Consider the following 13,728-nt stretch of genomic DNA (forward strand, 5'->3'; position numbering starts at 1 on the left):
GCTATGATGTATTGCAGCCTAATAAACTATAGGTTATTGATTTTCCTGATGAAAACAAGAACCTATAACTACATCGAAGCTGTTACATTCTTTTCATATTCTTTTGCCAATACTTTTTTATCTACAAATACTCCATTTCTAATCTTTTCCTGAAAAGTATCTTGTCCTAAAATAATAGGCATATTATTCAAAGCTTTGATATCTGAAGGATTCAAATACTTATTACGTATATCGCAAATTGCTTTATGCTTTTGCATGTAGATAAGAAACTGTTCCTGTGGAATAGGCTTCGAATACAAATATCCTTGTGAATAATGACAATTCATCAGCCCTAAAACATGCTGCATATGTTCTGTTTCTACACCCTCTGCCACTATCATAAGTCCGTCTTCTTGGAACATTTCAATCAGTCTTGGAAGAAGTGAATCTGTACCATTAAAGTATCCCCACACTATAGACTTATCAATTTTAACAATCTGAAATGGCATAGACAAAACGTTTATAAGGTTGGAATATCCAATTCCATAATCATCTAATGAAAACTTTGCACCTTCTCCGATTAGTCTATTCATGGTCTGGCGAAAACTGGTAATATCGGAAGTTGATGTCTCCGTAATCTCAAAATTAATATTGGACAATCCCACTTCATACCTATGGGAAATTGCTATAAGTTCATCTGCGAGCTCTGAATGCATTAGTTGTATAGGTGAAAGATTCATTTCGATAAATTCCAGTCCTATATCATCCAAGTTATGTTCCCTTATAAACTGACAGACTTTGTGAAATACCTGAAGCCCCAGGCGCAATATTGTTCCGTCCTCTTCTGCAATTGGGATAAATGAATCAGGTGGAATAATTCCAAGCTTTGCATCGTCGATTCTTACCAATACCTCAGCTGAAGTAATTCTATTTTTTTCATTATTGAATATAGGTTGAAAAAAAATCTGTAAATTGTCTTTATCCACAGCTTCATGAAGAGCTCGCCTTATTTCTCTATCACGAACCATAGAATCATAAAGATCCTGATCACAACTAAGAAGAGTCAGACTGTTTTTATCTTTCTGCATATCAAACCCCATCTGAATGCATTCCAAGACATCATTTACTGTTTCTGTTTTCATAATTCTTGGGATAAATACAAAATGAACTAGTGGAATTAAATCGTTTTCATTTATCCTATAAGTCTGTGAAAAATACTCGCAGAGCCTGTCAAAAATAATCTTCTCATTAATATCAGAATTTAGTACCAGTACAAACTTTCCTTTATGCAAATAGAATGTTTTAACACCTTTTATTTTTTTGCGCAAAAAATCAGCAATAGAAGTTATAAACGCATTCGCTTTTTCTTGTCCATAAATTTTAATAACTGTCGTATAACTTGCAACTTCTATTCCAATATATCTTGTTTTTATACCATTTCTTAATAGTTCATCACAATACCTCTTGAAACTTTCTGCTGTATATACTTTTGTCTTGGAATTTTTGTCAAAGTCAGGATTTTGAATAGATAAATATAAAATCCCAGAACCAAGTGCAAGGCTGATTCCAAAAAGAAGTATATAAGGAGTCAAAAAGACCTGAACACTATAAAATGACAAAATCAAAAACAAAGTAAAAAGTACCGGAGCTTTAACCGAAAATGGAAAATACTTTCTATGATAAAAAAAGTAAGAAATACTCATTACAAGATATAACAGGCAATAAGGCACAAAAACACTATAAAATAGAGGTCCACGTCTAAATCCATCATATTTATTGGCTGTAAAAAGATATCCGGTTATAGGATTAGTCAACAAAATCGTAAGCATGACAAAAAGAGGTATTTTGTATATGGTCATTCTCAAAATCGGTTTTTTAGCATATTCTGCAGTTATATTCCAGCAATATGCAAATATCAAATAGAAAACGTGCACTACGCCAAAAAAGTACAGCTCATTGGAAAACTCTAGTATCCAACTAGGATACCTATCATAGAAGGTACAAAGATAGGATGCTATTAAATCTGTTACTACTATTTCAAAAGATGTACGCATTATTGCATTAAAAGCATAGCTTTTCCTCATGGGAAGAGCTTTTTGAATAGAAAAATAGAATATAAAAAGTGCTATAATAAACAATGCTGTTACTTCATATTGTGAATACCAAAGCATATTAGACCTCTATAAAAAGTGAAACACTAACCAAATATAAGTTCTAAAGTTATATCGACTTTTTTCGATTATTATTAAATCATACCTATATAGATTTAATAATTTCTTTAGAGAATGATTTCTTGTCAAAAATTTAATTCAATTTTTGCTTTAGCACTTGACTTTAATAAAGTGTTTATATATTATGGTTATGATACAGACGATTAAGCAGTAACTTCCTTTACTCCTTAAATCATATAAATACGACAAATATCTAAGCTTTTTATAAAAATAAAATGTAACAATGCGCTAGGAGGGTAACATGGCTACACGTAGGACCACATATCATGATGATTATATTCTGGCTAGATTTTTTGGCCAATCATCAAACTATACCGACATCCCAAATGATCTTTTCCAGAAATATAATGTCAAAAAAGGTCTAAGAAACGATGACGGAACTGGTGTTCGTATCGGACTTACCAGAGTATCAGATGTCGTAGGTTATCAGGTTAATAAAGATGGTCAGGTTGCCCCTTGTGAAGGTGACTTGCTCTATAGAGGATATAGCATAACTGATTTGATTAATAACCGTCAGGGAAATTTTGGATTCGAGGAAACTTGTTTTCTTCTTTTATTCGGATTTCTTCCTACTAAACAACAGTTCAAGGATTTTAAGACTTCACTTTCTGACAGATATGATTTGCCTGACAAATTTTTGGTAAATGAAATACTTCGTTCACCTTCTAACAGCCTCATGAACAGACTTCAGACACTTACATTATCACTTTACAACTATGATGATGCTCCAGATGATATAGATGTTTATGAAACAATGAGAAAAGGACTTAACCTTATAGCTAAGTTCCCTTCACTTGCTTGCTATGCTTATCAAGCAAAAATGCATGACACTTTCAGAAAGAGCCTTGTAATTCATTATCCTATTAAAGAGTATTCTATTGCTGAAAACATCCTCCAGCTTCTTAGACCAAGCGGAGAATTTACCAATAGAGAAGCTAATGTATTAGATGCACTTCTTCTGATTCACGCAGATCACGGCGGCGGAAACAATTCCGCTTTTACTGATGTTGTTATAGGTTCAACCGGAACAGACTTGTATTCTGCTATATGCGGCTCTCTTGGTGCTTTAAAAGGGCCAAAACATGGTGGTGCCAATATTTCTGTCGCCAAAATGATGAAGGAAGTTGTTGATAAAATCGGATATACAACAGACAAGAAGAAAGTAAAAAAAGTTGTAAATGATCTTCTGGATGGTGAAATGTATGATCATAGTGGTCTTATCTATGGTTTCGGACATGCAGTATACACTATCACAGATCCTAGAGCAGAAATTCTTCGCGGAATGGCAAAAGATCTTGCCAAAGAAAAGAATTGTGAGGAAAAGTTCAACTTCTACAAGCTCTTCGAAGACACAGTTCATGAAGTTACAGCTGAAAGAAAAAAGAGAGCTCTTCCTACCAATGTTGACTTCTATTCTGGATTTGCTTATGAAATGCTGGGAATTCCTATGGATTTATTCACACCACTATTTGCTATTGCCAGAGTTGTTGGCTGGGTTGCTCATAATGTGGAAAACAAGCTCTATGACGGAAGAATCATGCGTCCTGCTACAAAATATGTTGGTGAAAGACAAGACTTTGTAGATATAGGAAGTAGAAGAATATAATGTCCCCTTTTTTATCCTTTACGATAAAATAAAAATAGATTTCCATCTCAAATAAATAAGGAGATAGCTTATACGGTTATCTCCTTATTTACGTTGACTCTCTTTCCAAAAGCAAAGGCGTAGTACAAAACGATTGTGTCAAAAGATTTGGTTTTTTTATTTTTTGAAGAATAAATCTTGCCGCTTGAGTCCCCATCTCGAACATATCTACTTCAATAGCTGTAAGTGTCGGCTCTAGCAACATAGAAAAAGGATAATTATCGAAGGTCATGATAGCTATATCTTCCGGAATTCGCAAATTTTTTGCATGAATACTCTGCAAGCATCCTATTGACAGATAATTATTCGTACACAAAATCACTTCCGGAATCTTATCTCTTTTCAATATTTCTTCTGTTACCGCCCTGCTTTTCTCATAACTACTTATTCCCGCAATAGTTTCAACAAACAGTTCTTCTTCGCCAAAAGCAATATTTATCCCATCAAGACGCCTTAGGGAAATCTGGTCTTTATTTTCATCTCCCATTAGAAAGACAATTCTTCTATACCCTTTATCCAAAAGATAATTAGCTGCCATCTGTCCTGCTGACTCATGACTTACATCCATCCAGCTAAGAGTGTTCGCAAAATCAGGCTTTCCAATAATAAGATAGGGATAAGTTTCTTTCCCTAGAACGTAAGAAAGCTGTTTTGTCAGAATTCCCGCATGAAGAATTAATCCATCTGCTTCATTACTTTGTATCAATTCTTTAACGCTTTCCGGAGCAGTATCTTTTGGGATATGCTTTAATATAAGTGAATATCCCTTATCACTTAGATACCTCTCAGCTCCTGTCACTATCTCGAACATATGGGGATTTTCGAAACCAACACCTTTGGATAAGTCTGCACCAAAAATAATAATGCCGTTTTTTTGTCTGGCAAAACTTCTGGCTCTTGCGTTTGGCAAATATCCCATTTCTTCTGCCATTTCGCGTATTCTTTGCTTTGTCTTTTCCGAAATTGAATAACTATCATTTAAAGCTTTGGACACAGTTGAAATAGATACTCCAGCTTTACTTGCTAGTTCATAAATAGTAGCCGACATTTTCCTCCCAGTACGATAATATATCCGTTTTCACGTATTATTTTTTCTGTATAATTTTTCTTAAAAAGAATTTCTCCATTTACTTCAATAAATAAATCGCTCTTACTATTGTTAATAAAGATACTGATTTCTTCTTTATCATTATATCTCTTAAATCCGTAAAAACCGCCTTTTGCCAGAATAGTTTCAAATTTGCCCTCTCTAAGGCATGAATACTTTTGTCTAAGCTTTATAAACTTTTTGTAGATTTCTTCCAAATTATCTTTCTTTTCAAAATCCATAGGCCTTCTGTATTCTTTTTCAGATTCACCGCACAAGCCTTTTTCGTCTCCATAAAAAACACATGGCATGCCTATAAAAGCCATTTGAAACAAAAGTGCCATTTCATAACGGTTTCTATCATTATTGCAAACACTCATAAATCTGCTGACATCGTGGCTATCTAATAAATTCAGCTGAGCATAAAGAGCCTGTTTTTTGTATCTTAAGAGCATATTTGTTACTCTTGCATCGAACTGACTAGCATCAATTTTTCTTTCTGCAAAAAACTGTCTGCAAAATCTCCTGAAATCATAATTCATAGCGCCATCCATCATATTTGCATTAATATAATGGTTAGCATTCTCCCATACTTCTCCTATGACAAGTACATCTTCTTTGACACTTTTAACAGTATCTCTAAATGTCCTTAGAAATCTGTCATCTAGTTCATTTGCAACATCAAGGCGCCATCCATCAACATCAAATTCTTTAATCCAATATGTGCCCACATCACAGAAATACTTTCTTAATCTATCATCTGCAGTATTCGTTTTAGGCATTTCCGGAACATAGGCAAAACACATATACTCTGGTTCTTTTCCATTCTCGGGAAATACAGGTCTTTCTGGAAGATCATAAAAGAAGTCGTAATACTTGGAACCTTTACCTTTTTCCATGACATCTTTAAAAAAAGGATGTCTCCAGCTTACATGATTAAACACACCATCTATAATAACATGCATATTTTTCTCATGTGCTTTGTTTACTAAAAGCCTGAAATCCTCATCTGTTCCCCTTGTTGGATCAACATGAAAATAGTCTAATAAATCGTATTTGTGATATGACTGCGCTGCAAAAAAAGGATTTAAATAGATGCAGTTACAGCCAAGATTCTGTATATAATCAAGATTTTCTCTGATTCCGTTTATAGTTCCTCCAAGAAGAGATTTACATTCTTCTTTATTATATTCAGTACTTTGCTTTTGAGGAATCATTTTCCTTTTGCCATTTGCAAAACTGTCCGGAAAAATATTGTAAACAACAGCATCTTTTACCCATTTTGGAATAACTACTCTATCTGCCCTAAGATTAAATGGAAGCTGAAAATACTCTGATCTTTCTGCTATAGGGGTATTACTGAAACAATCTCCAAAATAATAAATTTTTTCATTTCCATCATCAAGTTCAAAATAATATGCAATTCTCTGTAAATTTGTTTCAAGAAGTACCTCATAGTAATCATAATATTTGTCACTTCTTTCTTTTTTCATAGGGAGGAAAGAAAAAGAAAGGTTTGGTGTCATAGCTGCTCTGTCTGCGAAGTAGAACAAACAATTTTGTATATCATTTGGGGCTGTTCTTACGCGAAATATATAGTGAGTTTCATCATACGCATGAGCATATTCGCTCATTGGACGATGAAAAATTGCTGAATATATCATGCCTTATCCTTTCGAAGCGCCGGCTGTTACTCCGGATACGTAGTATTTTTGCAGTCTGATAAAAAGTGCCACGATAGGTATGGAAACCAAAACAGCTCCCGCGCAAAAAGATGTATAATACTCAAAAATATTTGCTTTATCTACCATCGTATATAATCCTTTGGCAACTGTATAATTGTCATAATTATCTTTCATAATTACTGATACAAAAATAAAATCCACCCATGGAGCAATAAAAGCATTAATTGCAGTGTTTACTACTATAGGTTTTGAATTAGGTAATATTATTTTCCAGAAAATAATATGTCTATTGGCTCCATCTATTCTTGCAGCTTCATCTAACGACCTTGGAATCGTATCAAAAAATCCTTTTGCTATGTAATAATTAAGTGCAGCACCTCCAGAATAAACAAGAATAAGTGCCAAAAGTGTCTGATCAAGTCCTATTGCCTTCATGAAATGATATATTGCAATCATACTCATAAAGCCTGGAAACATGCCAAGTATAAGAGATACATTCATTAGCCCTTTCCTTGTCCTAAATCTAAGTCTCGAATATACATATGCAACCATTAAGGTCAAAATAGTCGTTATAAGACAACTGCATACTGCTACAAATAATGTATTAATAAACCATCTTGGAAAATTAAAAAGTCTTGTATCTGTAAATAGTCTTATATAATTATCAAAGGTAAAGCTCCTTGGCCAAAGATTTGATGTATACGCACCTTTTTCAGCTCTAAAGGAGGATAATACAAGCCAAAACACTGGTATAAGCCAGATAATGGCAAGTAAAGTTAAAAATGCATGTAGCCCTATGCTTACCATTTTCTTATGTCTTTTCATTGGAACATATCCTCCTTTTTAACTGAACCAATATGGTTATACACTGTCAATGATGCGATTGATACGATCATAAAAATAAAAATACCGATTGTGGAGGCAAGGGCATAATCATGCTGATCAACTGTCAGTTTATATAACCATGTAACCAAAAGATCTGTTTTTCCAGCCTGATAATAATCAAGTGCAAACGGACCTCCTGCAGTTAGAAGATAGATAACATTAAAATTGTTGATATTACCTACGAATGTAGTGATGGTAGCAGGAGCTGTAATAAATATCATATATGGAAGTGTAATGCTTATAAAACTCTGCAATACTCCTGCTCCATCAATTTCCGCACTCTCATACAACTCTGCTGGAATATTCATAAGAACACCGCTAAATGTCATCATCGTATATGGAATTCCTATCCACATATTTATGACCACAACACATATTCTTGCAAGAGTTGTATTGGTAAGGAAAGGAAGAGGCGAATGTATAATTCCACACTTAAGCAGCGCAGCATTTACTGCACCTGCCGGCTCTAATGCCCTTGAAATCAGCAAAAGACTTACAAACTGCGGAATTGCAATTGAAATAATAAAAAGTGTCCTCCACATTTTTTTGAACTTAACCAGTTTGTGGTTTATGAGAATAGCAAGCAGCATTCCTAAAATGTAATTAGTAAATGTTGCTAGGATTGCCCACAAAACAGTCCATCCTAATATTCCAAAAAATGTGTGTGTTTTTGTTGAATTTCCAAGAAATACATCAGTTACATTTGTTAGCCCAGTCCACGTAAACAGTTCTCCTGGGGGCTGATGACTTGAATCAAAATTTGTAAATGCTATCAGCACCATGAAGATAATAGGCAAAAGCGTAAATAGAACCAAAGTTATCATTGGAGCAGCCAAAAGAGTGATATGAAATTTTCCATCTAATAAATCCATCAAAACTTCTTTAAATGATAGAATATGTTCACCCTTTTTATTAAGCTGTATCATTTTCCGAATGTTTTTTACAATAAGACACAGTATCCAAATAAAAAGAATAATCGCTGCAATTGTAAATACTGAGAAAAGAAGTATGAGCATGGAATTATCTCCAGTTTTGCGCTCATAAATCTGTAGTTCTTCATTCCAAACTTTTAACTGTGTATTTTCTCCAAGTGTACCGAAATGTGAAATATACTTTAAACCAAATCTAAAGAAGAAAATCGCCAGCAGTACTTCCGCAATAATATACAAACAATTTAGTATTATCATTTCAAATCCTTCTACATATTACCTGCTATTTTTATTTTCCTGCCACTTGTTCTACAAGCTTATCAAGCATTTTCTTAAGATCACCTTTGGAATGTGCTTCGAGTTCTGCTCCAAAAGCTTCTGCCGGAGTCCAGAAATCTCCATTTATGTGCTGGCTTATTGCAAATTTACTCTGCTCTGCCAAAGCCTTAAGTGAAGGATCAGATGCTACTTCCTTGGAAGAAGCGACATTATTGTTAGACGGACCGTATCCTAACACTTCAAATCTTCTTGCCTGTGACTCTTCATTTGTAAGGTACCTAGCAAGTTCCATTGCTTCCACAGGGTACTTAGTCTGTGTATTTACACCAAGAATCTTACATCCAAGAAATGAACCCATCTGAACCTGTTTTCCACCACAGGTAAATGTTGGTAACTTTGCTGCTCCAAAATTATCTCCAAGCTTTTCTTTGATGCTCTCTGATGCCCATGGACCGCTAATTCCGCAGCAAATATTATCACCGATTCCTCCCTGTAATACACTGTCATCTCCTGTTACAAATGCTTTATTATTGCAGAACTCTCTAACTGCCTTGGCTGCCTCAAGTCCTTTTTCGCTATTAAAATCACATACCTGCTTTCCACTTTCATCAAGTGTTAATGTACATCCGTTTCCGATAAAAAATGAAGCAAGATACCAGCCATTCGACACATCCATATGTACTTTCTTGCCCTTCTTATTGGCAGCTTCAAGAATTCCATCTAATGTCTTAACATCATCCTGACTTAAAACAGATTTATCATAATAAAGATAATATCCATTATCAGCAGTCATAGGATAACCGTACAAAATCCCATTATAGCTAGCCGCATCTACTGATCCAGGTGTATTTTCCTTCTTTATCTTTTCTACATCTCTGGTTACTTCATACAAAGCATCTGCCTGAACAAGTGTTGTTATCTGATCATCAGGATATGAGAAAACATCTGCTGCCGCAGCAGGATCTTCAAGATACCTTGCCTGTGCATCTGCTTCTCCTACGACTCCATAATCGAAAGTCCAATTATTTTCAGGATGCTCTAAAGCGAACTTTTCACAAAGCTCTTTTAACAATTCCTGATCAGTTTGTGCACCCCAGACTTTTAAAGTGACGTCTTTTTTACTGGTAGAAGATGATTCATTTTCTTTAGAACCAGAATTTAAGTCATCCACATTGTTTGCGGCAGAAGATTTATTACCTCCGCATCCGCTTAGACATGCAATCATTGATGCTGCCAGAATACCTGAAATAAGTGTTTTCTTCATTTTATAAACCTCCCTGAAAAATACGTTTTTTGCTACCCTTTAACAATACTAATTATTTCACTGCACAATTTTGTGGTCAACGAAAATCTAGGAAAGCGCTTTCCTAACAAAAAAAGCACAAACCTAAATTTGTATATAACAAATTTTAGTTTGTGCTTTTTTTGTTAAATATTTAGATTAAAGTATTAGACAACTGGTTCTTCTAAAGATATATTAGCCAAATTCTTAGCTTTTTCGATTGTAGCAATATCTCCTCTATCCCATACAACACCTTCTTTAACCACTTTTGCAGGTGAACCTACTAAAACTGCATTTTCCTTTATATTCTTTCCTGATACGATACTTCCCAATCCAACAATACAACCATTAGGGATTACAGCACCTTTTAGAATTCTGCTTTCTGCTCCAAGCCAGACATGATCTCCAATAACAATATCTTTACTTGGATTTATAAAACCGTGATTTAAATCGAATATTGGGTGACCATCAGAATCCATTATACTTACATTCCATCCACCAATAAAGTCATCTCCTATTGTTATCTTTTTTCTGCACCGTATGGAAAAATAGCCGTTGCAATAAAAACCCTTTCCTACACTAACCTGCGCCTCATCTCTAATACAAATAGATATTCCCTGTGATAGATCAGCTTTTCCTCTAAAAATAAGGCATCCATTACCTGTGATACTCACTATGGAACGTCTTCCTCCAAGAAGTCCTTCTGCAATTCTGTCAAATCCAATCTGTATCATTCCTTTATAAATTTGATCTGTATCCATTTTGATACTACCTTTTTGAATACCACTCCATTTAACATGCCATGAGCAATAAATCGGCATCTTCTTTGCAATTTCTTTTGGAAAAACAATGTGATTAACTCGGTATGATACAACCTTATTAAGAATCCTATCTAATAGATTCACTTTTTATTAGCCCCCCTCGATTTTTTATTGTGTGCACCTTTTTTATAAAATTCGTGGCATAATGCACATTGTTGTCTAAGCAAAACAACAATTATTCTTATTAGATAATATCGTACTTCATAATATTTTCAAGTACATTTGAACATATTATATAAGCTTAATCCGTCATTTAATTACTTATATCTAGTACTACTAACAATTTCATGCATTGCTTCCTTCATCACTTTCATACAATTCCATAGTATAGTACCCATTTTTGGGGGTAACCCTTAATAAATAAAGCCGCATTAGATTTTTGGGTAAAATCTAATACGGCTTTAAGTTTTAATAATAAGTTAATCGTGAAAATCCATTAATAAATTCTATAATTTCCGCTAAGTGCAAGGAATGCAAAGAAATAAAGACAGTTATCATAATAACGTCTCTCACCTGTACGAAGAGGCATATCGAAGAACTTCTGTACCCATTCTTTTGCAATGTCATCCAAATCACTTGCAAGAACTGACTGTGCAACAGTAGCGGTAATAGCAAATGGGTGAAGTGCTTTCTCTCCCTCAACTCTTCCATCAACTTCATATATATGATATGAATCATTTCTCATATCTTCAAGAAGTGCCCTCTGAATAGCTGCTGCTGCCTTCTTCTGTCCTTCATCAATTCCGTACCATTCATAGTCCAGACCAATATTAGCAACTGTTCTGTATGAATCACTGAAGAATCTGTCGAATCTAATATCTGTCCATGGAAGCGGACGGCTCATTGGTGTACCATCAAATTCACCATATTCTGGGGAGAATCCTGTCTTAGGGTGACATGCCTTTGCAAGGTAGAGACGGCTTGCCTTTGCTGCCTCCTTAAAGAACTCTCTATCTTCTTCATCAGCCCACTGAGCATATAATTCATAGAAATGTGGAAGATGATAGGAAGGATCTGTAAAATCAATTCCAGGTACGAAAAGAATCTGGTGATTTTCCTTATTCCACATAGGGCTTCCCTGTCTTCCGTTTTCGCCCTTATGAAGGCATGCGCGAAGAATTGTTCTTGCCTGTTCAGAATAGTTAAATATACCCTCTCCATCACCGAATCTATGTGACGCAAAGAATAGAGCCATTGCAAAGAATTCTTCTCCATCAGGAGCTGCTCCATAAGCATTCTTCTTTCCATCTGTTCCACAGGACCATGCAAAATATCCTTCGTTCTCGCCCTCTGTCATATACATATATGTGCGAGCCCACTTCCAAATACGATCAAACTCTTCCTTCATTCCGAGCTGAACACAAATCATCATTCCATAGGACATACCTTCTGTTCTGGCATCGAAATTACCTGTATCTTCAAGGTAACCCATATCATCGCCTACTTCGTGATAAAAAGAATCCTCTCCGTGAAAGAACTGCTCCTTGATTTCCTCAAGGCGCTTATTAATCTTTTCTTCCGGAATGCCGATTTCTGCAAATACGTTTCTATAATTTGTCTTCATAATATTCTTTCTCCATGTAAACTTTCTACTACTAAAAGCAAAAACACAATATGAAAACATCTTTTATAAAAGTGCTTTTCATATTGTGTCTAGTTTATCATGTAAAGAATACACACTCTATTCAATTATTGCTATTTTATAATCATTTTTTGTTCGCCAGCACGATGATTTTGAAATAATCTATATTAAACAAATGCAAGAGTATTGCATCCTATTGCTTTCTCAAGAGATTTCATATCATTTAATATCTTAGAACTAACTGCTTCTTTATCAAAATAGCTTTTCTTAAAAACAGTAAGCAATTCATCAAGACTCTGAGGTTCAACAAAGTACTTAACTTTTTTATTTCTTTTATTAAAAGTAAGTATTGAATAATACTTATCATGATTCTTTTTGAATTCCCATGAACACAATCCTTTAAGTTCAGGTCTAAAATCCACACTAACGCTTGATGTATTATCCATTTTCTCAATCAATTTAACGAGTGTATCATAAATATCATCACTAAATGAAATAACCTGTCCCTGATATCTTAATATATATGTATATTTTTCAACTTCTGCATCTTTTTTCAAAGACAGTTTGTCTAACAATCCTTCTAACATTACTTAATCTTTCTCACTTTCCTTAATTGCATGTCTCCAGCATCTATGACACATAGCAACATAGCTGTCATTTCCCCCCAGAAGCACCTGATCACCACTTGTTACTACTCTGCCTCTTGCATCAATTCTGGCATTTACTGTAGCCTTTGCACCACATTTACATACAGTTTTTATCTCAGTGATTGAATCTGCAAGCTCCATAAGTCTTCTAGAACCAGGAAAGAAATTTGTCAAAAAGTCTGTTCTAAGCCCAAAACAAAGAATTGGAATATTCTCTTCATCAACAAGTTCTCTTAGTTCATCAATCTGTTTTGGAGTAAAAAACTGACTTTCATCAGAAATAATAACTGTTGTTTTGCCATGCTTTTGGTACTTATCAATTATGCTATCTGTAGGAAGTATCACGTCTGCATGCTGTTCAAGTCCTATGCGGCTTTTAATAATGTCTTCTCCATCTCTTGTATCTGTAGATGGTTTAATCAGCCAAACATTCATTCCCTGTTCTTCATAATTAAACTTAGTAATCAAAGCCTGGGCAGACTTTGATGAACCCATTGCTCCATATTTAAAATATAATTTAGCCATCTAATTATCACCCCTTCCTATTTGTATAGGTTATTGTTTTCATCAGGAAAATCAATAACCGTACCAGACCAAAATTTGTCGTTAAGACAAATTTTGTCCTGCGAAGCAGGATTCTTGCTGATGATTATCCTAAATCTCAGCAAGAAGTCAT

Annotated in this window: 11 protein-coding genes; 1 reads left to right on the plus strand and 10 read right to left on the minus strand. The window is 34.7% G+C overall.

The window, feature by feature from the left end:
- Positions 1 to 68: 68 nt before the first annotated feature.
- The gene (locus tag G634_RS0111675; protein ID WP_026505432.1) at positions 69 to 2,150 is read right to left on the minus strand and encodes an EAL domain-containing protein; all 2,082 of its coding nucleotides are present in this window, start codon (positions 2,148 to 2,150) and stop codon (positions 69 to 71) included.
- A gap of 301 nt (positions 2,151 to 2,451) precedes the next feature.
- On the opposite strand from G634_RS0111675, the gene G634_RS0111680 reads away from it, so the two are divergent.
- Entirely contained in the window at positions 2,452 to 3,816 is a 1,365-nt protein-coding gene (locus G634_RS0111680) for a citrate synthase (RefSeq protein ID WP_051233907.1), read from the plus strand.
- An 88-nt stretch (positions 3,817 to 3,904) separates the two neighbouring features.
- On the opposite strand, the gene G634_RS0111685 is transcribed toward G634_RS0111680, so the two are convergent.
- From G634_RS0111685 to G634_RS0111725, 9 genes are all read right to left on the minus strand, one after another.
- Positions 3,905 to 4,903 (minus strand): LacI family DNA-binding transcriptional regulator, encoded by a 999-nt coding sequence (locus G634_RS0111685; protein ID WP_026505434.1) that lies wholly within the window; start codon positions 4,901 to 4,903, stop codon positions 3,905 to 3,907.
- Positions 4,879 to 6,606, minus strand: coding sequence for a glycoside hydrolase family 13 protein (locus tag G634_RS0111690; protein WP_026505435.1), 1,728 nt, complete (start codon positions 6,604 to 6,606; stop codon positions 4,879 to 4,881). The genes G634_RS0111685 and G634_RS0111690 overlap by 25 nt, the downstream gene beginning before the upstream one ends.
- 3 nt (positions 6,607 to 6,609) lie before the next feature.
- The gene (locus tag G634_RS0111695) at positions 6,610 to 7,452 is read right to left on the minus strand and encodes a sugar ABC transporter permease (protein WP_026505436.1); all 843 of its coding nucleotides are present in this window, start codon (positions 7,450 to 7,452) and stop codon (positions 6,610 to 6,612) included.
- The gene (locus G634_RS19040; protein ID WP_051233909.1) at positions 7,449 to 8,699 is read right to left on the minus strand and encodes a carbohydrate ABC transporter permease; all 1,251 of its coding nucleotides are present in this window, start codon (positions 8,697 to 8,699) and stop codon (positions 7,449 to 7,451) included. Before G634_RS19040 ends, G634_RS0111695 begins: the two co-directional genes overlap by 4 nt.
- 31 nt (positions 8,700 to 8,730) lie before the next feature.
- Positions 8,731 to 9,984, minus strand: coding sequence for an extracellular solute-binding protein (locus G634_RS0111705; protein WP_026505437.1), 1,254 nt, complete (start codon positions 9,982 to 9,984; stop codon positions 8,731 to 8,733).
- Positions 9,985 to 10,169: 185 nt separating this feature from the next.
- Entirely contained in the window at positions 10,170 to 10,907 is a 738-nt protein-coding gene (locus G634_RS19045) for an acyltransferase (RefSeq protein ID WP_051233910.1), read from the minus strand.
- Between the two features lie 352 nt (positions 10,908 to 11,259).
- Entirely contained in the window at positions 11,260 to 12,387 is a 1,128-nt protein-coding gene (locus tag G634_RS0111715; RefSeq protein ID WP_026505438.1) for a glycosyl hydrolase family 8, read from the minus strand.
- A 185-nt stretch (positions 12,388 to 12,572) separates the two neighbouring features.
- A complete protein-coding gene (locus G634_RS0111720; RefSeq protein ID WP_026505439.1) occupies positions 12,573 to 12,992 on the minus strand; it encodes a hypothetical protein in 420 nt (139 codons plus the stop codon).
- A gap of 3 nt (positions 12,993 to 12,995) precedes the next feature.
- Positions 12,996 to 13,577 (minus strand): thymidine kinase, encoded by a 582-nt coding sequence (locus tag G634_RS0111725; RefSeq protein WP_026505440.1) that lies wholly within the window; start codon positions 13,575 to 13,577, stop codon positions 12,996 to 12,998.
- Between the last annotated feature and the right edge of the window lie 151 nt (positions 13,578 to 13,728).

Source organism: Butyrivibrio sp. NC3005 (assembly GCF_000424545.1).
GTDB lineage: Bacteria > Bacillota > Clostridia > Lachnospirales > Lachnospiraceae > Butyrivibrio.

Coding starts and splice junctions, on each gene's coding strand:
- G634_RS0111675 (WP_026505432.1), bottom strand. CDS start 2,150: ATGCTTTGGTATTCACAATATGAAGTAACAGCATTGTTTATTATAGCA.
- G634_RS0111680 (WP_051233907.1), top strand. CDS start 2,452: ATGGCTACACGTAGGACCACATATCATGATGATTATATTCTGGCTAGA.
- G634_RS0111685 (WP_026505434.1), bottom strand. CDS start 4,903: ATGTCGGCTACTATTTATGAACTAGCAAGTAAAGCTGGAGTATCTATT.
- G634_RS0111690 (WP_026505435.1), bottom strand. CDS start 6,606: ATGATATATTCAGCAATTTTTCATCGTCCAATGAGCGAATATGCTCAT.
- G634_RS0111695 (WP_026505436.1), bottom strand. CDS start 7,452: ATGAAAAGACATAAGAAAATGGTAAGCATAGGGCTACATGCATTTTTA.
- G634_RS19040 (WP_051233909.1), bottom strand. CDS start 8,699: ATGATAATACTAAATTGTTTGTATATTATTGCGGAAGTACTGCTGGCG.
- G634_RS0111705 (WP_026505437.1), bottom strand. CDS start 9,984: ATGAAGAAAACACTTATTTCAGGTATTCTGGCAGCATCAATGATTGCA.
- G634_RS0111715 (WP_026505438.1), bottom strand. CDS start 12,387: ATGAAGACAAATTATAGAAACGTATTTGCAGAAATCGGCATTCCGGAA.
- G634_RS0111720 (WP_026505439.1), bottom strand. CDS start 12,992: ATGTTAGAAGGATTGTTAGACAAACTGTCTTTGAAAAAAGATGCAGAA.
- G634_RS0111725 (WP_026505440.1), bottom strand. CDS start 13,577: ATGGCTAAATTATATTTTAAATATGGAGCAATGGGTTCATCAAAGTCT.